Origin of the sequence: Pseudomonas sp. 8209, from assembly GCF_028682105.1 — a bacterium.
Lineage (GTDB): Bacteria > Pseudomonadota > Gammaproteobacteria > Pseudomonadales > Pseudomonadaceae > Aquipseudomonas > Aquipseudomonas palmensis.
The window spans coordinates 123,833-142,966 of sequence record NZ_JANIAH010000004.1 but is presented as its reverse complement, the minus strand read 5'-3'; the positions used below and the strand labels follow the sequence as shown (position 1 = coordinate 142,966).

The 19,134-nt window shown below is 64.2% G+C and carries 18 protein-coding genes; 9 read left to right on the top strand and 9 right to left on the bottom strand.

The window, feature by feature from the left end; all coding sequences use genetic code 11:
* Window positions 1-77 precede the first annotated feature (77 nt).
* Window positions 78-377 carry a PilZ domain-containing protein gene (locus NP552_RS09840; RefSeq protein WP_043864543.1) on the top strand — a complete coding sequence of 100 codons (300 nt, stop codon included), beginning with the start codon at window positions 78-80 and terminating at the stop codon, window positions 375-377.
* A 50-nt stretch (window positions 378-427) separates the two neighbouring features.
* On the opposite strand, the gene NP552_RS09835 is transcribed toward NP552_RS09840, so the two are convergent.
* On the bottom strand, window positions 428-1,132 hold the full coding sequence (locus NP552_RS09835; protein ID WP_043864544.1) for an MlaA family lipoprotein: 705 nt from the start codon (window positions 1,130-1,132) through the stop codon (window positions 428-430).
* Window positions 1,133-1,338: 206 nt separating this feature from the next.
* On the opposite strand from NP552_RS09835, the gene NP552_RS09830 reads away from it, so the two are divergent.
* Window positions 1,339-1,926: a hypothetical protein gene (locus tag NP552_RS09830; protein ID WP_054916180.1), complete on the top strand. Its 588-nt coding sequence runs from the start codon at window positions 1,339-1,341 to the stop codon at window positions 1,924-1,926.
* A 124-nt stretch (window positions 1,927-2,050) separates the two neighbouring features.
* Window positions 2,051-2,314 (top strand): DUF4404 family protein, encoded by a 264-nt coding sequence (locus NP552_RS09825; protein ID WP_043864546.1) that lies wholly within the window; start codon window positions 2,051-2,053, stop codon window positions 2,312-2,314.
* Window positions 2,315-2,363: 49 nt separating this feature from the next.
* Here NP552_RS09825 and queF read toward each other — a convergent pair whose 3' ends face one another.
* Both queF and NP552_RS09815 read right to left on the bottom strand, forming a co-directional pair.
* Window positions 2,364-3,194, bottom strand: a complete 831-nt coding sequence (gene queF, locus NP552_RS09820; RefSeq protein ID WP_054916181.1) for an NADPH-dependent 7-cyano-7-deazaguanine reductase QueF — start codon at window positions 3,192-3,194, stop codon at window positions 2,364-2,366.
* A 57-nt stretch (window positions 3,195-3,251) separates the two neighbouring features.
* The gene (locus NP552_RS09815; protein ID WP_043864548.1) at window positions 3,252-3,773 is read right to left on the bottom strand and encodes a cupredoxin domain-containing protein; all 522 of its coding nucleotides are present in this window, start codon (window positions 3,771-3,773) and stop codon (window positions 3,252-3,254) included.
* A gap of 152 nt (window positions 3,774-3,925) precedes the next feature.
* Between NP552_RS09815 and NP552_RS09810 the strand changes: the two genes are divergently transcribed.
* Window positions 3,926-4,606 (top strand): heavy metal response regulator transcription factor, encoded by a 681-nt coding sequence (locus tag NP552_RS09810; protein ID WP_043864549.1) that lies wholly within the window; start codon window positions 3,926-3,928, stop codon window positions 4,604-4,606.
* Window positions 4,603-5,961 carry a heavy metal sensor histidine kinase gene (locus tag NP552_RS09805; protein ID WP_100633166.1) on the top strand — a complete coding sequence of 453 codons (1,359 nt, stop codon included), beginning with the start codon at window positions 4,603-4,605 and terminating at the stop codon, window positions 5,959-5,961. The genes NP552_RS09810 and NP552_RS09805 overlap by 4 nt, the downstream gene beginning before the upstream one ends.
* 102 nt (window positions 5,962-6,063) lie before the next feature.
* Here NP552_RS09805 and NP552_RS09800 read toward each other — a convergent pair whose 3' ends face one another.
* The 3 genes from NP552_RS09800 to NP552_RS09790 all read right to left on the bottom strand — a co-directional run bounded on the left by NP552_RS09800 (window position 6,064) and on the right by NP552_RS09790 (window position 9,322).
* Window positions 6,064-7,308 carry a lipoprotein-releasing ABC transporter permease subunit gene (locus NP552_RS09800; RefSeq protein WP_043864660.1) on the bottom strand — a complete coding sequence of 415 codons (1,245 nt, stop codon included), beginning with the start codon at window positions 7,306-7,308 and terminating at the stop codon, window positions 6,064-6,066.
* Between the two features lie 72 nt (window positions 7,309-7,380).
* On the bottom strand, window positions 7,381-8,064 hold the full coding sequence (gene lolD, locus NP552_RS09795) for a lipoprotein-releasing ABC transporter ATP-binding protein LolD (protein ID WP_173925058.1): 684 nt from the start codon (window positions 8,062-8,064) through the stop codon (window positions 7,381-7,383).
* A 7-nt stretch (window positions 8,065-8,071) separates the two neighbouring features.
* Window positions 8,072-9,322 carry a lipoprotein-releasing ABC transporter permease subunit gene (locus NP552_RS09790; protein WP_054916186.1) on the bottom strand — a complete coding sequence of 417 codons (1,251 nt, stop codon included), beginning with the start codon at window positions 9,320-9,322 and terminating at the stop codon, window positions 8,072-8,074.
* A 94-nt stretch (window positions 9,323-9,416) separates the two neighbouring features.
* On the opposite strand from NP552_RS09790, the gene NP552_RS09785 reads away from it, so the two are divergent.
* Window positions 9,417-10,004, top strand: a complete 588-nt coding sequence (locus NP552_RS09785) for a PilZ domain-containing protein (RefSeq protein WP_043864553.1) — start codon at window positions 9,417-9,419, stop codon at window positions 10,002-10,004.
* A 27-nt stretch (window positions 10,005-10,031) separates the two neighbouring features.
* The gene (locus NP552_RS09780; protein ID WP_043864554.1) at window positions 10,032-10,754 is read left to right on the top strand and encodes a glycerophosphodiester phosphodiesterase; all 723 of its coding nucleotides are present in this window, start codon (window positions 10,032-10,034) and stop codon (window positions 10,752-10,754) included.
* A gap of 42 nt (window positions 10,755-10,796) precedes the next feature.
* Here the strand turns inward: NP552_RS09780 and sthA are convergent, their stop codons facing one another.
* The 3 genes from sthA to NP552_RS09765 all read right to left on the bottom strand — a co-directional run bounded on the left by sthA (window position 10,797) and on the right by NP552_RS09765 (window position 14,920).
* Entirely contained in the window at window positions 10,797-12,191 is a 1,395-nt protein-coding gene (gene sthA / locus NP552_RS09775; protein WP_043864555.1) for a Si-specific NAD(P)(+) transhydrogenase, read from the bottom strand.
* Window positions 12,192-12,378: 187 nt separating this feature from the next.
* Window positions 12,379-13,290 carry an FAD:protein FMN transferase gene (locus NP552_RS09770; protein WP_080922958.1) on the bottom strand — a complete coding sequence of 304 codons (912 nt, stop codon included), beginning with the start codon at window positions 13,288-13,290 and terminating at the stop codon, window positions 12,379-12,381.
* Between the two features lie 166 nt (window positions 13,291-13,456).
* Complete coding sequence (locus tag NP552_RS09765) at window positions 13,457-14,920, bottom strand: glyceraldehyde-3-phosphate dehydrogenase (protein ID WP_043864557.1); 1,464 nt, start codon at window positions 14,918-14,920, stop codon at window positions 13,457-13,459.
* A 180-nt stretch (window positions 14,921-15,100) separates the two neighbouring features.
* Between NP552_RS09765 and mfd the strand changes: the two genes are divergently transcribed.
* Together mfd and NP552_RS09755 are read left to right on the top strand one after the other, a co-directional pair.
* Entirely contained in the window at window positions 15,101-18,550 is a 3,450-nt protein-coding gene (gene mfd / locus NP552_RS09760; protein WP_043864558.1) for a transcription-repair coupling factor, read from the top strand.
* A 10-nt stretch (window positions 18,551-18,560) separates the two neighbouring features.
* Window positions 18,561-19,133 carry a CsiV family protein gene (locus NP552_RS09755; protein ID WP_043864559.1) on the top strand — a complete coding sequence of 191 codons (573 nt, stop codon included), beginning with the start codon at window positions 18,561-18,563 and terminating at the stop codon, window positions 19,131-19,133.
* Window position 19,134 lies beyond the last annotated feature (1 nt).

The following is a 19,134-nucleotide window of genomic DNA, read 5'->3' as shown; positions in this document are numbered from 1 at the left end:
GCCTGTGCTCTTTACAGCACAAATCACCGGGAGTTATAAAAACCCCTTCTATCGCAACCCAATGGAAGGATGCAGGCATGAGCCAGAACCACGCCGACTATAGCGAGAAGCGTGATTTCATCAGGATGCGGGTAGATACCGACGTTACCCTGATACATGCCGAGCAAGTGATTGCGGCGGTGTGCCTGGACCTCTCGAGCAGCGGCATGCAGGTACAGGCAGCGAAAACCTTTCAGGTTGGAGACAACCTCAGCGTCAGCATCGATTCGGACCACCCTTCACTCAAGGGCCTGCACGCCACAACGCAAGTGGTGTGGATTGCCGATCAGCCCCAGGGCCAGCAGAAACTGGGCCTCAAGATCCTTGCGATGAGCTGAGCAGCAGGCATGAAAAAGGCGGCCATGGCCGCCTTTTTCATGCATCACGATCAGAAATCGTCTTTTACATCCCCGTCCTTGACCTTGAACTCGCGGTTCTGCAGGTAGGCATTGCGGATGAAGCTGTACTTGTCGCCACGGATCATCTTCTCGGCCGACAGCAGGCTGGCACGGGTGTCCACCACGTCCACCGCGATTGCGGTATTGCGGGTGGGCACATGGTCCATGTAACGGTAGGGTTCGGTGTAGGTATCCGGGTACTTGGCGATCGCATCGCGCACGGTGCTCGGCCCAAGCAGCGGCAGCATCACGTACGGGCCACTGCCTACACCCCAATAGCCGAGGGTCTGGCCGAAGTCCTCGTCGCTGCGCTGCAGGCCCATCTTGGTGCCCACATCGAAGAAGCCGGCCAGGCCGAAGGTGGTGTTGACGATCAACCGCGCGGTATCCACGCCGGCTGCGTGGGGCTTGAGCTGCAACACGTTGTTGGCAAGGTTGGTCACGTCACCGAGGTTGCGGAACATGTTGTGGATGCCGTCCTCGAGAAACTGCGGCGTCACCCACTGGTAGCCCTGGGCCAGCGGCTTGAGCGCGTAGGTATCGATCGTGTCGTTGAACCGGAAGATCGGCCGGTTGATGCTCTCCCACGGGTCTTCCTCGGTCGCCGCCTGGGCCAGTACCGGCGCCAGCAGCAGGCTCGCGCAGACACAGGCACGGGTCATACGATCGATCACGCCAGCACCGATCCCACGCATAAAATTTCTCCTAGGCAAACATTGCACTGCGCCGGCATCAGGCCGTCGACAGCCAAAAGGAAACAAGTATAAAGCCTCTCTGGCAGATTAGGCAGCTTCCTCCAACCTGCGTCGATATTTTGTGAAAGCCGCCTGAAGGTCATCAAAGCGTCACGCCACGGTCACACCCCGACGTTAGGCTTGCTGGTTATTTCAGGGACGTTGCCATGCCCCATTCCCCCGCCTTCACCGCCGTGCTGTTCGGCCTGCGCGGCTGCCTGGTCGACTTCGGCGCACGATGCCAGGCGCCCGGCAACGCACCGGCCAGGCCTACACCAGGCGCCCTGCCCGCCCTGCACTGGCTGCGGGAACACGGCGTGCCCTGTGCCTGGCTCGACGAACTGCCGGCTGCCCTGGGCCAGCACCTGAGCCAGGCGCTGCCCGCCTGGGTGCGCCGACCGGATACCACCGGCCACGCGCCCTGGCCCGCGCCGGATGCCTGCTGGCACGCCCTGATGCAGCTCAAGGCCGACCGGCTCGATGGCTGCGTGCTGGTCAGCGGCGAGCCGCGCCTGCTGCAGGCCGGGCTCAACGCCGGGCTGTGGACCGTGGGCCTGGCCTCGTGCGGCTCGCTGTGCGGGCTGGACGAGGCTACCTGGCAGGCACTGGAGGAACGCGAGCGCGAACTCAAGCGAGGCAAGGCTACCGTTCACCTGTTCGGGCTGGGGGTGCATTCGGTGATCGACCAGCTGGAACAACTGGCCGATTGCCTGGCCGATATCGGCCTGCGCCGCCTCAAGGGCGAAAAACCCTGATACAGGCACATTGATCAGGGTCATGCAAAGCGGCGCCGGGTGGATTAACCTGAACAGCGAGGCACGGACCTTTCGCCCGCGCGCGGGGTCCATGTCTGAGCCTATTCATAGAGGGAGAACACCCATGCCTGCCCGCGAACTTCAAGCGCAACTCGACGCCCTGCGCGAGCAACTGGAGCAAAACCCACCGCTCTCGGAACAGGAGCGTGTCGAGCTGCACGAACTGATGGCGCAGATCCAAGCAAAAATCGAACTGGAGGCCGTAACCCCGGACAACAACCTGGTCGACGGCGTCAACCTCGCTGTCGAACGTTTCGAAGTCGAGCACCCGGGCCTGACCGCCACCCTGCGCAACATCGTTCAGAGCCTGCAAAGCATGGGCATCTGAACCCCGCGGCAAAAACGAAAGCCCCGTCACACTGGACGGGGCTTTTTCGTTACTGGCGAACCAGGCGCAGGTTCTTCAGGGTGACCGGCCCGGTGCTGCGGTACGGGTTGATGTCCAGCCCGCCCCGGCGCACGTAGCGCGCATACACCGTGAGGGTCTCAGGGTTGAGCAGGCGCTTGAGGTCCAGGTAGATACGTTCAACGCATTGCTCGTGGAAGTCGGCATGCTGACGGAAGCTGATCAGGTAGGTCAGCAGGCTGGCATGGTCCAGCGCTGCGCCACGGTAATGGACGGTCACGCTGCCCCAGTCCGGCTGCCCGGTCACCGGGCAGTTGGATTTGAGCAGATGGCTGTGCAGGGTCTCTTCCACCACACGCTCGGCATCGCAGCGCAGCAGCTCCGGTTGCGGCTGCTCGTAGTTGCTGATGCTGACCTCCAGGTCATCGATGCAGGTGCCCGGCAGCGCCATCACCCCTTCGCGCTGAACCTCGGCCAGGCTGCGGATACGCACCCCTACCGGCTTGCCGGCTGCCGCGGACAGGTCCTTGACCAGACAGGCCTGCACCGCCTGCGCCGAGGCGAACTCGGTCTGGTTCAGCGAGTTCAGGTACAGCTTGAACGACTTGGACTCGATGATGGCCGGCGAATCGGCCGGGATGGCGAACTCGCCGATGGCCACCACCGGCTTGCCCGAAGGCAGCAGCCAGGACAGCTCGAAGCAGTTCCAGTAATCCACACCCGACCACGGCAACGTTTGCGCGGTGACCCCAAGCTCGGCCCATTTGGCTGCACGCGGGATGGGGAACAGCAGCGACGGCGTGTAGGTGCTGATGTATTCACTGGACTTGCCCAGTGGCGAATGTTCGGCGGCGGGATGCATGGCTCAAACCTGAAGGACGAAATTGGTCTAGTTTATCGGGTTTGCGCGCTGCATTGGTCATTTGGCGATAGTCAGCTTGCCCACCATGCCGGCCTGGTAATGCCCCGGCACGTTGCAGGCGAACTCGATCGGCGTGCTCTGGCTGAAGGTCCAGGTCAGTTCGGCGCGCTTGCCCGGCGCCACCATCACCATGTTCGGGTCGTCATGCTGCATGCCGCCGCTACCCATCGCACCATGATCATCACCGCCATGATTCATGCCGCCATGTCCCATTGCCGAATGATCCATCTGCCCCTGCATGGCGAGCATCTCCTGCTGGTGCCGGGCGTGCATGGCCGCATCCCCCAGGTTGAACTCGTGGGGCACCTGGCCGTTGTTCACCAGCACGAAACGCACCGTTTCGCCGGCCTTGACCTGCAGCGCGCGCGGCTCGAAGTACATGTCGCCCATCACGACCTCCACCGTGCGCGTGGCCTGCGCCGCCGCAGCCGGCTTGCCGAAGGCGTACTCGTGCCCGGGTGCCGCCAGCAGCGGCAAGCTCCACAGCGCCAGGGCGCTCGCGATCATCAAGCGTTTCATCGTGCATCCTCTATCATGTGCAAGCTCATGCCCCGCACTGTAGAAAACTGCCGCTGGCAACCACCTGACGAAAACATTACAACTTTGTCAGCTTTGCCCCGCGCACCCTGCCACAGGGTATAAACCCAGCCCCCAACGCTGCCGAGAAGCCCATGAAACTGTTGATCGTCGAAGACCAGCCCAAGACCGGCCTCTACCTGCGCCAGGGCCTCAACGAAGCCGGCTTCAGCACCGAACTGGCCACCGACGGCGATACCGGTCAGCACCTGGCCCTGAGCGGCGACTACGACCTGCTGATTCTCGACGTGATGCTCCCCGGGCGTGACGGCTGGCAGATTCTGCAAGCCGTGCGCGAGGCCGGCTTCGACACCCCGGTGCTGTTCCTCACGGCCCGCGATGCGGTAGAAGACCGCGTGCATGGCCTGGAACTGGGCGCCGACGACTACCTGATCAAACCCTTTGCGTTCTCCGAACTGCTGGCGCGGGTCCGCACCCTGCTGCGCCGCGGCGCCAGCCCGCCCCAGGAAACCACCCTGAACCTGGCCGACCTGCGCCTGGACCTGATTCGCCGCCGGGTGGAACGCGCCGGGGCACGCATCGACCTCACCGCCAAAGAGTTCGCCCTGCTCGAACTGCTGCTGCGCCGCCAGGGCGAGGTGCTGCCCAAATCGCTGATCGCCTCGCAGGTGTGGGACATGAACTTCGACAGCGACACCAACGTGATCGAAGTGGCGATCCGGCGCCTGCGCCTGAAGGTCGACGATGGCCACGACAACAAGCTGATCCACACCGTGCGCGGCATGGGCTACGTGCTCGAGGAGCGCCCGGCGTGATGCGCAGATTGTCCCTGGGCGCACGCCTGGCGCTGTTGTTCGCCGCCTGCACGGCGGCGGTGTCACTGACGGCGGGGCTCCTGTTCAGCCGGGCCAGCGAGGCGCACTTCATCGAGCTCGATCAGCAGTTGCTCGACAGTCGTCTGTCGGTACTGCGCCAGGCGCTCGTTGGCGTGCACGACCGCCCGAGCCTGGCAGCGCGGCTACCGCTGCTGCGCGGCGAACTGAGCCACCAGGCCGACCTTGCACTGCGCATTCGTGGCAGCGACGGGGCGCAGTGGTTTGCCAGCCGCCCCGGCCTGCCTGACGCACCCGACATACCGGGCCTGAGCACCCTGCGCAGCGAGGGCATGGATTTTCGCAGCCTGTGCGTGGTGCTTGAAGGCGGCAGCCGGCTCACTCTGTTTCTGGATATCACCCACCACCAGCACTTTCTGCAACGCATGCAGCGCCTGATCTGGCTGACGATGGGCCTTTCGGCGCTGGCCACCGCGCTGCTCGGTGCCTGGGCCGTGCGCCGTGGCTTGCGTCCGCTGCGCCGGATGGGCGAGGTGGCAGCCGGCGTTTCGGCGCGCTCGCTGACCACACGCCTGCCCCAGGCCCAGATGCCGCCAGAGCTGGCGCAACTGGCCGGCACCATGAATGCCATGCTCGAACGTCTGGACGATGCCTTCCAGCGCCTGTCGGCCTTCTCGGCCGACATTGCCCACGAGCTGCGCACGCCGCTGTCCAACCTGCTGACCCACACCCAGGTCACCCTCACCCGCCCGCGCAGCCTGGAGGAGTATCGCGAGGCATTGCACGGCAACCTCGAGGAACTGCAATGGATGGCGCAACTGGTCAACGACATGCTGTACCTGGCCAAGGCCGACCACGGCCTGCTGATGCCCAATCGCGAGCCCCTGGCGCTGGACCAGGAGGCTGATGCCTTGATCGAGTACTACGCGCCATTGGCCGAGGATGCACAGATCAGCCTGAGCCGCGAAGGGCTGGCCGAGCTGACGGGAGACCGCAACATGCTGCGACGGGCCCTGTCCAACCTGCTGGACAACGCGCTGCGCTTTACCCCGGCACAGGGCGAGATACGGGTCGAGATTGCGCAGGGTGATGGCAGGGTTCGCCTGGTGGTGGCCAATCGCGGGGCGCCGATCGATGCAGCGCTATTGCCGCGGCTGTTCGACCGGTTCTACCGGGCCGACCCGGCACGCCGGGAAGGCAGCAGCGAACATGCGGGGCTGGGGCTGGCGATCACCCGTTCGATCGTGCAGGCGCACGGTGGGGTGATCAGTGCCGAATCGGCGCAGGGGTGGACGCGGTTCCTGATCGACTTGCCGGAACACAACGCAGCCCTGTAGGAGCCGGCGTTGCCGGCGAATCGGCGCATGCGACATGCCTGAACATGGCCAGGCAGTGTGTCCGCTTCGCCGGAAACGCCGGCTCCTACAAGAGCGGTGGCATCACTCGTACCGCAAGGCGTACGCCGGCTCGACCTGCGAAGCACGCCACGCCGGATACAGGGTGGCCAGAAAGCTCATCACCAACCCCGCCGTGCAGATCAGCGCCACATCGCCCCATTGCAGTTCCGATGGCAGCGTACTGATGAAGTACACGTCCGAGGTAAAGATATGCTGCCCGCTGACCCGCTCCAGCCAGCCGACGATCTGGCTCACATTGAGCGCCGCGATCACGCCGAGCACACCACCGATCAAGGTGCCCACCACACCGATCAGGCTGCCCTGCACCATGAACGTGCCCATGATCTGCGCCGGCGTCGCGCCGATGGTACGCAGGATGGCGATGTCCGCGCCCTTGTCGTTCACCACCATGATCAGGGTGGCAATGATGTTGAACGCCGCCACCGCAATGATCATCATCAGCAGCAGGCCGATCATGGTCTTTTCCATCTTCATGGCACTGAACAGGCTGCCCTGGGTGTGGGTCCAGTCATCGGCACGGTACTGCTCGCCCAGTTCGCCCACTATCGCCCTGGACACCTGCGGCGCGGCATACAGGTCCTTGACCTTGAGCCGCACGCCCTGCACCTGGTTCGGCGCCCAGCGCTGCATGCTCGCCGCATCGGCCATGTGGATCAGGCCCATGGAGCCATCCAGCTCGGCGCCCACCTTGAACACACCGACCACGTTGAGGCGCTGCATGCGCGGGGTGATGCCGCCGGGAGCGGTGCTCACCTCGGGCACGATCAGGGTCAGCTTGTCACCGACCCTGAGGCCAAACCGACGCGCCGTCATCTCGCCTACCACCACGCCGAACTCGCCCGGCTTTAGGTCGTCGAGCCGGCCCTGAACGATGTGGTCGGCCACGATCGAGACCTTGCCTTCCTGCGCAGGGTCGATGCCGCTGATCTGGATCGGCTGCATCGCGCCCTTGTAGGAGAGCATGCCTTCCATCTCGGTCAGCGGCGCAGCGGCCAGCACTTCGGGGTTCTTCAACGCGGCATCGGCCACCGCCTGCCAGTTGTCCAGCGGCTGGGCGCCCAGCACGGCGGCATGCGGCACCATGCCCAGGATCCGCGCACTCATTTCACGCTGGAAGCCGTTCATCACCGATAGCACCACGATCATCGCCAGCACGCCCAGGGACAGGCCGATCATCGAGGTCATCGAGATGAACGAGATGAAGTGGTTGCGGCGCTTGGCACGGGTGTAACGCGCACCGATGAAAATTGACAAGGGTCTGAACATGAACTGAAGCACCCAGGTAAAGAAAAGAGACAAGGGGCCCGCCATGCACGGCGGGCCACCTGTACTGCCAGGTCAGATCGAAACCAGACGCCCGTCTTCCAGGCGCAGCACACGGTCCATCTGCCGCGCCAGGTTGAGGTCGTGGGTCACCACCAGGAACGCGGTCTGCGAGGAGCTGCTCAGCTCCTGCATCAGGTCCTGGATGCCCTGTGCGGTGTGGTGGTCGAGGTTGCCGGTAGGCTCGTCGAGCATCACCAGCCCGGGCCGGTTGACCAGCGCCCGGGCAATCGCCACGCGCTGGCGCTCGCCGCCGGACAGCTCGGATGGCTTGTGCGTCAGGCGATGGCCCAGGCCGACACGCGTGAGCAGCGCCTCGGCACGTTCGCGCGCCTCGGGGATCGGCGTGCGGCCGATCAGCAGCGGCATGCACACGTTCTCCAGCGCGGTGAACTCCGGCAGCAGGTGGTGGAACTGGTAGACGAAGCCCAGTGCGCGGTTGCGCAGCAGGCCACGTGCACGCTCGCCCAGCGCCGACAGCTCTTCACCGGCCAGCCATACGCTGCCCTGGGTCGGGGTATCGAGGCCACCCAGCAGGTTGAGCAAGGTACTCTTGCCCGACCCTGAACTGCCGACGATCGCCACACGCTCACCCGGGTGCAGCTCCAGCTGCAGGCCCGACAACACTTGCACCGACTCCGGGCCTTCCTCGTAGGACTTGCCCAGGTTGCGGCAACTCAGCACTGCTTTATCACTCATGCCCAACTCACTCATAACGTAGCGCCTCCGCAGGCTGGGTGCGCGCCGCACGCCAGGCCGGATACAGGGTGGCGAGGAAACTCAGGACCAGCGCCGCACCGCAGACCATCCACACGTCTTCGGCCATGACCTGGGACGGCAGGTAGTCGATGAAGTACACGTCGGCGTTGAGGAACTTGTGCCCCATCAACCGCTCGAGGCCGGCAATCGCTGCACTCACGTTGAGCGCGGCGGCGATGCCGACCACGGCGCCGATCAGGGTGCCGACCACGCCGATCACGGTGCCCTGCACCATGAAGATGGCCATGATCTGACCCGGCGTGGAGCCCAGCGTGCGCAGGATGGCGATGTCGCCCTTCTTGTCGTTGACCACCATCACCAGCGTGGAAATGATGTTGAACGCCGCCACCGCGACAATCAGCAGCAACAGCAGGCCGATCATGGCTTTTTCCATGCGGATGGCCTGGTACAGGTTGCCGTGGCTGCGGGTCCAGTCACGGGCGTAGAACTCGTGCTCGCCCAGCTTCTGGGCGATGTTCCAGGCCTCGCGGGGTGCCTGGAACAGGTCGTCGAACTTCAGGCGCAGGCCCTGCACCTGGTCGGCCTTCCAGCGGTGCAGGCGCGACAGGTCCGACAGGTTGGTCAGGCCAAGGTAGCCGTCGATCTCGCCGGCGCCCACGTGGAAGATGCCGACCACGGTGAAGCGCTTCATGCGCGGGAACATGCCGGCCGGGGTCACGGTGACCTCTGGGGCGACGAAGGTCAGCTTGTCGCCGATGCCCACGCCCAGCTTGGCTGCGGCCTTGTCGCCGATCATGATGCCGAAGCTGCCCGGCGCCAGCGCGTCGAGCTTACCCTCGCGCACGAAGTCGTCGATGATCGACACCTTGCGCTCTTGCGCCGGGTCAATACCGTTGAGCAGCACCTTCTGTACCTTGCCGTCATGGGTCAGCAGGCCCTGCATCTGGGTGAACGGCGCCACCGCCAGCACCGCCGGGTTCTGCTTTACTGTATCGGCAAGGGCTGGCCAGTCGCTGATCGGCTGTCCGGTCTCGAGGGTGGCATGGGGCACCATGCCCAATACGCGGGTACGCATTTCATGATCGAAGCCATTCATCACCGACAGCACCACGATCATCACCACCACGCCCAGGGCGAGGCCGATCATCGAGGTCAGCGAAATGAACGAGACGAAGTGATTGCGACGTTTGGCACGGGTGTAACGCGTACCGATAAATACGAAAAGAGGTCTGAACATGTCGGGGCTTGTTCGGAGGAAAGAGGAACGTCCTTGTGGCGGGGCTTGAATAGCAGCTTTACACTCAGACCACCGCCGCTACCATGGGTTCGCCATGTCGACATTAGATGAAGAAGATCGCCGCGAATACTACCGTATCGAGGACAGGATCGCACTGGAAATTACCCCTCTGAGCGCCGCCGAGGCCTTGGGCGGCGAGTTGTTGCAAGATGCTTCACCACTCTTCAACCTGCTCAGCGAACTGCACCTGAGCGAGTTCGAGTCCCAGCACCTGCTGCGCCAGCTCAGTGACAAGGACCGCACCCTGGCAGCCTTTCTCAAGGCCCAGAACAAACGCATCGACCTGCTCAGCGCCGTGGTTGCGCAAACCCTGCTGGGGCAGATCGGCGAGGCGCGCCCGGTGACTCTCTCCGAAGGTGGCGTCGAGGTGCACCAGGCCCAGGCCATCACCGCCGGCAGCCGCGTCTCGGTGAAGATGGTGCTGATGCCCCAGGCCCTGGGCCTGCTGCTGCGGGCCAAGGTGACCCACTGCGACAAGGCCGCTGACGGCCTGTTCGACATCGGCGCCGAATTCGTCGAGATGACCGACGCCCAGCGCCAGTTGCTGGCGCGCTATATCCTGCAGAAACAGGCACTGCAACGCCGCCAGGCACTGGAACAGAACACCCCGCCTGCCTCCTGATTTTCCGTCTTGCTTGAAGGAACGAACGTGACCCTGATTTACGGCCACCGCGGCGCCAAGGGCGAAGCCCCCGAGAATACCCTGACCAGTTTCCAGCAATGCCTGAGCCACGGCGTTCGCCGTTGCGAGCTGGACCTGCACCTGTCCTCCGACAACGAGCTGATGGTCATTCATGACCCCAGCCTCAAGCGCACCACCGGCCGTGGCGGCAAGGTGGTGGAGCACAGCGCCGCCGACCTGGTGACCTACGATGCGCGCAAGGGCGGCCCGGGCTGGGTCAACCCCTGCCCGATTCCACGCCTGGAAGAGCTGTTCGAGAAATGTGATTTCGACCACTGGCAGCTGGAGGTCAAGAGTGCCTCGCGCACCCGCGCTGCCACCACGGTGCTGGCGATTCGCGAAATGGCCCAGCGCTTCGGCCTGCTGGACAAGGTCACCATCACCTCAAGCTCGCGGGAGGTGCTGGGCGCCGCCCTGGAGCTGACCCCGGACGTGTCCCGCGGGCTGGTCGCGGAATACACCTGGCTCGACCCGTTGAAGGTCGCGCAGAACTACGGTTGCGAACTGCTGGCGCTGAACTGGACGCACTGCACCCCCGAGCGCCTGGCCAAGGCCCAGCGTCAGGGGTTGCATGTGTCGGTGTGGACAGTCAACGAGCCGGCGCTGATGCTCCGACTCGCCGACTTCGGCGTAGACAGCCTGATTACAGACTTTCCCGGTTTGGCCAGCGCCACCCTCGAGAATCGCTGAAATCGGTCTCCCCGGCCGGCTCAGGCCACCGGCCGGAGCCGCTCAAAAAAGCCGGTTGAGACCGTCGTAGGCGGCAACCCGATAGGCTTCGGCCATGGTCGGGTAGTTGAAGGTGGTGTTGACGAAGTACTTCAGCGTGTTCTGCTCGCCCGGCTGGCCCATGATCGCCTGACCGATGTGCACGATCTCCGAGGCCTGGTAGCCGAAGCAGTGCACGCCGAGAATCTGCAGCGTCTCGCGGTGGAACAGGATCTTGAGCATGCCTTGCGGCTCGCCAGCGATCTGCGCCCGGGCCATGCCCTTGAAGAACGCCTTGCCCACTTCGTACGGCACCTTGGCCTGGGTCAGCTCCTGCTCGTTCTTGCCGATCGAGCTGATCTCCGGAATGGTGTAGATGCCGGTCGGCACGTCGTTGACGAAGCGCCAGCTGCCATTGTCGACGATGCTGCCGGCGGCCGAGCGGCCCTGGTCGTGGGCGGCACTGGCCAGGCTTGGCCAGCCGATCACGTCACCGGCACCATAGATGTTCGGCACGCAGGTGCGGTAGGCCTCGTCCACTTCGATCTGGCCACGGCTGTTGACCTTCACGCCGATGTTTTCCAGGCCCAGGCGGTCGGTGTTGCCGGTACGCCCGTTGCACCACAGCAAGGCGTCGGCCTTGATCTTCTTGCCCGACTTCAGGTGCAGGATCACACCGTTGTCCAGGCCTTCGACGCGCTCGTACTCTTCGTTGTGGCGCACGGTGATGTTGTTGTTGCTGAAGTGATAGCTCAGGGCCTGGGAGATTTCCGAGTCCAGGAAGCTCAGCAGCTGGCCGCGGTTGTCCACCAGTTCCACCAGCACGCCCAGGCCGCTGAAGATCGAGGCGTACTCGCAGCCGATGACGCCGGCGCCGTACACGATCAGTTTGCGCGGGGTGTGGCCCAGGCTCAGGATGGTGTCGCTATCGTAGATGCGCGGGTGATGGAAATCGATATCGGCCGGGCGATACGGGCGCGAGCCGGTGGCGATGATGATGTGCTTGGCTACCAGCTTCTCGACCACACCGTTGGCGCAGACCACTTCGATGGTCTGCTCGTCGGCGAAGCTGCCGGTGCCGAAGAACACGTCAACGCGGTTGCGGGCGTAGTAGCCAGTGCGCGAGGCGACCTGCTTGGAGATGACCTTCTCGGCGCTTTTGAGCACGTCGGGGAAGGAGAACCAGCGCGGCTCACCGATGGCCCGGAACATCGGGTTGGTGTTGAACTGCATGATCTGGCGCACCGAGTGACGCAGGGCCTTGGACGGGATGGTGCCCAGATGGGTGCAGTTACCGCCGACCTGGCGACGGCTATCGACCATCGCTACCTTGCGTCCTGCTTTGGCGGCGTTCATTGCCGCCCCTTCTCCTGCCGGGCCGGAACCCAGCACCACTACGTCGTAGTTGTAGACAGCCATGCGTACTCCTTCAGAACAGGCCCGGACGCCAGATTGACCTCCGGGGCTACATCATGCCGCCATCGGCGCCATGCAAAAATTCGGGTGCAGTCTAATCAAGCTTGAACGCCGCGCACATTAACCCTTGGTCGCGTCGTAGGCTATTTTTCTCTGCACTACATGTAGGCCGCCTTGCTGGCGAAGCCTTTCATTTCCCCGCAATGCTGTTGAATGCTGGCGTGGCCCGTGAAACGAACCCACCCTCGACCCGATTCACGAACACTGCCGCAATCCGATGCTCGACCGCGAAGCGCCAACCCTGCTCCGGGCCCAGGATCAGCAACAGGGTCGAGTACCCGTCAGCCATCAGCGCAGTGGGCGCCAGCACCGTCACCGCCGCCAACGCATGGGCAACCGGGGTGCCCAGGCGCGCATCGAAGGTATGCGAATAACGCTGGCCATTCTCCTCGAAATAATTGCGGTAGTCACCCGACGTGGACACCCCGTACCCCTCCAGCGGCAACACCTGCTGGGCTATCTGAAGATCGTCGCGCGGCAGTTCGAGTGCAATGCGCCAGGCACTGCCATCGGGTTTGCGCCCCATTGCCTTGAGCTCACCGGTAGCTTCCACCAGAAAGCTTTCGACCCCCAGAGCTTGCATCCGTGCCACGATCAGGTCGACCGCATGCCCGGCGGCGATGCTGTTGAAGTCGACCTCGACGCCAGCGTCCTTGCACAGTTGCTGGCCTTCGATACGCAAGTGGGTATACCCCACCCGCTCGCGCACCTGTGCCAGCCGCCGGGCATCGGGCACCTTCTCTTCACGCGCCTGGGGCCCGAAGCCCCACAGGTCGAGCAGCGGCTCCACCGTGAGATCGAAGGCCCCGTCACTCTGGCGCGAGAGCTGCTCACCTACCCGCACAAGCTGCAGCACGTCGGCCGGCATCGCCTGGCAGCGGTGGGCGGGCAGCTGGTTGAACTGCCCCACCAGTGAATCGCTGCGGTAGGTGGAGAAGCGCTGGTCGATGCCCTGCAGGATCGCCTCGACCTCCTGCTGCACCTGCCCAGGCGTCGGGCCGCCGGCCTTGCGCACGTACTGCACGGTGTAGCTGCTGCCCATGGTCGGGCCACTGATGCGCTCGATCGAATCCCTGTGCTCGCAACCGGCCAGCAATGCCACCAGGGCAGGCAGCGCAGCCCATCCCTTTTTCACACGACGCCTCCTTTTCTGAAGCCAAAAAAAACGGGAACCCGCAGGCTCCCGTTCTTTCAACGCAACGTAATGCTTAGCGTGGGAACGCTGGCGGGTTGACCCCGGCCATGTCTTCCATCACGCGCACTACCTGACAGCTGTAACCGAACTCGTTGTCGTACCAAACGTACAGTACAACGCGGTTGTCGTTGCAGATGGTGGCCTCGGCATCAACCACACCGGCGTGACGCGAGCCGACGAAGTCGCTGGAAACCACTTCCTGCGAGCTGACGAAGTCGATCTGCTTGTGCAGGTCCGAGTGCATGGCCATCTGGCGCAGGTACTCGTTGATCTCGTCGCGGCTGGTGGCCTTTTCCAGGTTCAGGTTCAGGATCGCCATCGAGACGTTCGGCGTCGGAACGCGGATCGCGTTACCGGTCAGCTTGCCCTTGAGCACTGGCAGCGCCTTGGCGGCGGCAGTGGCGGCGCCGGTCTCGGTGATGACCATGTTCAGCGCAGCGGAACGACCACGGCGGCTGCCCTTGTGGAAGTTGTCGATCAGGTTCTGGTCGTTGGTGTACGAGTGAACGGTTTCGACGTGACCGTTGACGATGCCGAACTTGTCGTTGACTGCCTTGAGCACCGGCACGATGGCGTTGGTGGTGCAGGAAGCCGCCGAGATGATCTTGTCGTCAGGGCTGATGTCGGCGTGGTTGATGCCGTGCACGATGTTCTTCAGCGCGCCCTTGCCCGGTGCGGTGAGGATAACGCGTGCGGCACCCGGGCAGGCCAGGTGCTGGCCCAGGCCGTCGGCATCGCGCCAGACGCCGGTGTTGTCGACCACCAGGGCGTTCTCGATACCGTACTGGGTATAGTCGACTTCGCTCGGGTTCTTCGCGTAGATAACCTGGATCAGGTTGCCGTTGGCGGTGATGGTGTTGTTTTCTTCGTCGATGGTGATGGTGCCATCGAACGGACCGTGCACCGAGTCGCGACGCAGCAGGCTGGCGCGCTTGATCAGGTCGTTCTCGGCGCCCTTGCGCACAACGATGGCACGCAGGCGCAGGCCGTCGCCACCACCGGTCTTCTCGATCAGGATACGCGCCAGCAGACGGCCGATACGACCGAAGCCGTACAGGACCACGTCGGTGCCCTTGCGTGCGGAGGCGTTCTGCTGGCCAACCACGTCGGCCATTTCTTCACGCACGAACTGCTCGGCGCTGCGGCCGTTGCCTTCTTGCTTGAACTTGTTGGCCAGCTTGCCCAGGTCGACCGAAGCGGCGCCCAGCTTGAGCTCGCTCATGGCCTTGAGCAGCGGGAATGTCTCGTGGACAGACAGTTCGGTTTCGTCGGTCTGGCGATGACGGGCAAAGCGGTGGGCTTTGAGGATCGCGATCACCGAACGGTTGATCAGGCTACGGCCATAGATCGAGCTCACCACATTGTTATTGCGGTAGAGCTGACCGATAAGCGGGATCATCGCTTCTGCAAGCGCTTCACGATCGATCCACTCACCAAGACACTGGTCGGGCTTCTGAGTCACGGGAACCTTCCACATGTAGGGACAGAAAAAAGGGGCTACATTATGACGCCCCGCGTCGCTTCGAGCAATGAGCGCCTGTCGCCGGCGCCGCACGGCATGATCCGGGCCCCACATTCAGGCGGCTGAAACCTGACAGCAATGCCCCGCGCCCGGTACAATCGGCGTTTTGTCGCAACGCTTGGAGCTCGACCTCCCGTGCCTGTTCTGCGTCTACCTCACCTGCCGGCCAGTGCCGGCAAACACACCTGGGGCAACCTGCCCGGTGCCGCCCTGAGCCTGGCCATCGCCGAGGCCGCCAGCGCCGCGAAGCGCTTCACCCTGCTGCTGACCGCCGACAGCCAGAGCGCCGACCGGCTGGAGCAGGAGCTGCGTTTCTTCGCCCCGGAACTGGCCGTGCTGCCGTTCCCCGACTGGGAAACCCTGCCCTACGACCTGTTCTCGCCGCACCAGGACATCATTTCGCAGCGGATCGCCAGCCTGTACCGGTTGCCGGAGCTGGACCACGGCATCCTCGTGGTGCCGATCACCACCGCACTGCACCGCCTGGCGCCCACGCGCTTTCTGCTGGGCAGCAGCCTGGTGCTGGACATCGGCCAGAAGCTGGATGTGGAACAGATGCGCACGCGCCTGGAGGCCAGCGGCTACCGCTGCGTCGACACCGTGTACGAGCATGGCGAGTTCGCCGTGCGCGGTGCCCTGATCGACCTGTTCCCGATGGGCAGCAAGCTGCCGTACCGCATCGACCTGTTCGATGACGAGATCGAGACCCTGCGCACCTTCGACCCGGAGAGCCAGCGCTCGATCGACAAGGTCGACTCGGTACGCCTGCTCCCGGCCCGCGAGTTCCCGCTGCAAAAAGACGAAGTCACCCGCTTCAAAGCGCGCTTTCGCGAACGCTTCGACGTGGATTTTCGCCGCAGCCCGATCTTCCAGGACCTGAGCAGCGGTATCGTGCCGGCCGGCATCGAGTACTACCTGCCGCTGTTTTTCGAAGAAACCTCGACCCTGTTCGACTACTTGCCGGAAAACACCCAGGTGTTCTCCCTGCCCGGTGTGGAACAGGCCGCCGAGCACTTCTGGAGCGATGTACGCAACCGCTATGAAGAGCGGCGCATCGACCCTAACCGCCCTCTGCTGCCGCCTGCCGAGCTGTTCATGCCGGTGGAAGACTGCTTCGCCCGGCTCAAGGGCTGGCCACGGGTGGTGGTCAGCCAGGACGACATCGACGCCGGCCCCGGCCGCGAGCGCTTTGCCGCGCAGACGCTGCCCAACCTCGCCATCGAAGCCAAGGCCAACCAGCCCCTGGCGGCGCTGTCGGGGTTTCTCGAGCAATTCCCCGGCCGCGTGCTGTTCACCGCCGAATCGGCCGGGCGCCGCGAAGTGCTGCTGGAACTGCTCGAACGCCTGAAACTGCGCCCGCAAACCGTCGATGGCTGGCACGAGTTCGTCGCCAGCAAGCAGCGCCTGGCAATCACCATCGCACCACTGGACGACGGCCTGCTGCTGGACGATCCGGCCCTGGCGCTGGTTGCCGAGAGCCCGCTGTTCGGCCAGCGCGTGATGCAGCGTCGGCGCCGCGAAAAGCGCAGCGACGTCAACAACGACGCTGTGATCAAGAACCTTACCGAGCTGCGCGAAGGCGCCCCGGTGGTGCATATCGACCATGGCGTGGGCCGCTACCTGGGCCTGGCGACACTGGAGATCGACGGCCAGGCCGCCGAGTTTCTCACCCTTGAATACGCCGAAGGCGCCAAGCTGTACGTGCCGGTGGCCAACCTGCACCTGATCGCGCGCTACACCGGCAGCGACGATGCGCTGGCACCGCTGCACCGTCTGGGCTCCGAGACCTGGCAGAAGGCCAAGCGCAAGGCGGCCGAACAAGTGCGCGACGTGGCTGCCGAGCTGCTCGACATCTATGCCCGGCGCGCCGCGCGCAAGGGCTATGCGTTTGCCGACCCGTCGGTAGACTACGCCACCTTCAGTGCCGGCTTCCCGTTCGAGGAAACCCCGGACCAGCAGTCGGCCATCGAAGCGGTACGCGAGGACATGCTCGCCGCCAAGCCGATGGACCGCCTGGTGTGCGGCGATGTCGGCTTCGGCAAGACCGAAGTGGCCATGCGTGCCGCCTTCATCGCCGTGCACGGCGGGCGCCAGGTCGCGATCCTGGTGCCCACCACCTTGCTCGCCCAGCAGCACTACAACAGCTTCCGCGACCGCTTTGCCGACTGGCCGGTAACCGTCGAAGTGATGAGCCGCTTCAAGTCGGCCAAGGAAGTCGGTGCCGCCGTGGCGGACCTCGCCGAAGGCAAGATCGACATCGTCATCGGCACCCACAAGCTGCTGCAGGACGACGTCAAGTTCAAGGACCTGGGCCTGGTCATCATCGACGAGGAACACCGGTTCGGCGTGCGCCAGAAAGAGCAGCTCAAGGCGCTGCGCAGCGAAGTCGACATCCTGACCCTGACCGCCACGCCGATCCCGCGCACGCTGAACATGGCGGTGGCGGGCATGCGCGACCTGTCGATCATCGCCACCCCGCCGGCACGCCGGCTGTCGGTGCGCACCTTCGTGATGGAGCAGAACAAGAGCACCATCAAGGAGGCGCTGCTGCGCGAACTGCTGCGTGGCGGCCAGGTGTACTACCTGCACAACGACGTGAAGAGCATCGAGAAGTGCGCCGCCGACCTCGCCGAACTGGTACCCGAGGCGCGCATCGGTATCGGCCACGGGCAGATGCGCGAACGCGAACTCGAACAGGTGATGAGCGACTTCTACCACAAGCGCTTCAACGTGCTGATCGCCTCGACCATCATCGAGACCGGCATCGACGTGCCCAGCGCCAACACCATCATCATCGAGCGTGCCGACAAGTTCGGCCTGGCCCAGTTGCACCAGTTGCGCGGCCGTGTGGGGCGCAGCCACCACCAGGCCTATGCCTACCTGCTGACGCCCCCACGCCAGCAGATCACCCCCGACGCCGAAAAGCGCCTGGAGGCCATCGCCAATACCCAGGACCTGGGCGCAGGCTTCGTGCTGGCCACCAACGACCTGGAGATCCGCGGCGCCGGCGAACTGCTGGGCGAAGGCCAGAGCGGGCAGATCCAGGCGGTGGGCTTCACCCTCTACATGGAAATGCTCGAACGCGCCGTCAAGGCGATTCGCAAGGGCACCCAGCCCAACCTCGACCAGCCCCTGGGCGGCGGCCCGGAGATCAACCTGCGCGTACCGGCACTGATCCCCGAGGACTACCTGCCCGACGTGCATGCGCGCCTGATCCTGTACAAGCGCATCGCCTCGGCGGTGGACGAAGATGGCCTGAAGGATCTGCAGGTGGAGATGATCGACCGTTTCGGGCTGCTGCCCGAGCCGACCAAGAACCTGGTGCGCCTGACCCTGCTCAAGCTGCAGGCCGAGAAGCTGGGCATCAAGAAGGTCGACGCCGGCCCGCAAGGCGGACGGGTGGAATTCGAGGCCGAGACCCCGGTCGACCCGCTGGTGCTGATCAAGCTGATCCAGGGCCAGCCCAAGCGCTACAAGTTCGAAGGCGCGACGATGTTCAAGTTCATGGTGCCCATGGAACGCGCCGATGAACGCTTTACTACAGTGGAGGCGCTGTTCGAACGACTCGCCCCGAAACCCGCTTGAAGGATGATCCATGCGTGCAATTCGTAGCTTGACCCTGCTGCTGGCGCTGATTGCGCCGGCCGCCTTTGCCGACAGCCAGTACCAGGTCGAGATGTTCCTGCTGCGCCAGAATGCGGTGCCCGCGATCACCAGCCAGTTCGCCCCGGAAGACTGGCGCCAGGGCGCCAAGGCCCCCAGCGACTACGACGTGCGCAAGCCGGTGCTGACCGCACAGGCCGAAAAGCTGGCCGCCGACAGCAACTACACCGTGCTGCTGCACAAGGCCTGGCAGCAGCAGGTAGGCAGCGAACCGTCGCGGGTTGCCATCAGCGAGGGCCAGGAGCAGTTCGGCCACTTCCCGGTCGAAGGCAATGTCAGCCTCAGGCAGGGCCGTTTCATCGAAGTGCAGGCCAACTTCTGGGTCAACCAGCTCGATGGCAATGGCAGCGTGATCCAGAGCGAACAGCTCAGGCAGGTCAACAGCACGGTGAAGAACAACGAACTGACCTTCCTCGATGGCGGGCACCTGGCGGTCCTGTTCAAAGTGATCGCCGCCGGCACACGCACCACCTCTCCTGCTGAAGCGGAGATGATGGAACAGTAGA

Excerpts from the sequence above, each read along its gene's own strand:
- sthA (WP_043864555.1), bottom strand. The coding sequence starts at position 12,191 with ATGGCTGTCTACAACTACGACGTAGTGGTGCTGGGTTCCGGCCCGGCA.
- NP552_RS09765 (WP_043864557.1), bottom strand. The coding sequence starts at position 14,920 with ATGTGGAAGGTTCCCGTGACTCAGAAGCCCGACCAGTGTCTTGGTGAG.
- NP552_RS09835 (WP_043864544.1), bottom strand. The coding sequence starts at position 1,132 with ATGCGTGGGATCGGTGCTGGCGTGATCGATCGTATGACCCGTGCCTGT.
- NP552_RS09755 (WP_043864559.1), top strand. The coding sequence starts at position 18,561 with ATGCGTGCAATTCGTAGCTTGACCCTGCTGCTGGCGCTGATTGCGCCG.
- NP552_RS09810 (WP_043864549.1), top strand. The coding sequence starts at position 3,926 with ATGAAACTGTTGATCGTCGAAGACCAGCCCAAGACCGGCCTCTACCTG.
- NP552_RS09825 (WP_043864546.1), top strand. The coding sequence starts at position 2,051 with ATGCCTGCCCGCGAACTTCAAGCGCAACTCGACGCCCTGCGCGAGCAA.
- NP552_RS09790 (WP_054916186.1), bottom strand. The coding sequence starts at position 9,322 with ATGTTCAGACCTCTTTTCGTATTTATCGGTACGCGTTACACCCGTGCC.
- NP552_RS09815 (WP_043864548.1), bottom strand. The coding sequence starts at position 3,773 with ATGAAACGCTTGATGATCGCGAGCGCCCTGGCGCTGTGGAGCTTGCCG.
- lolD (WP_173925058.1), bottom strand. The coding sequence starts at position 8,064 with ATGAGTGATAAAGCAGTGCTGAGTTGCCGCAACCTGGGCAAGTCCTAC.
- NP552_RS09830 (WP_054916180.1), top strand. The coding sequence starts at position 1,339 with ATGCCCCATTCCCCCGCCTTCACCGCCGTGCTGTTCGGCCTGCGCGGC.
- NP552_RS09800 (WP_043864660.1), bottom strand. The coding sequence starts at position 7,308 with ATGTTCAGACCCTTGTCAATTTTCATCGGTGCGCGTTACACCCGTGCC.
- NP552_RS09770 (WP_080922958.1), bottom strand. The coding sequence starts at position 13,290 with ATGGGCAGCAGCTACACCGTGCAGTACGTGCGCAAGGCCGGCGGCCCG.
- queF (WP_054916181.1), bottom strand. The coding sequence starts at position 3,194 with ATGCATCCCGCCGCCGAACATTCGCCACTGGGCAAGTCCAGTGAATAC.
- NP552_RS09840 (WP_043864543.1), top strand. The coding sequence starts at position 78 with ATGAGCCAGAACCACGCCGACTATAGCGAGAAGCGTGATTTCATCAGG.
- NP552_RS09785 (WP_043864553.1), top strand. The coding sequence starts at position 9,417 with ATGTCGACATTAGATGAAGAAGATCGCCGCGAATACTACCGTATCGAG.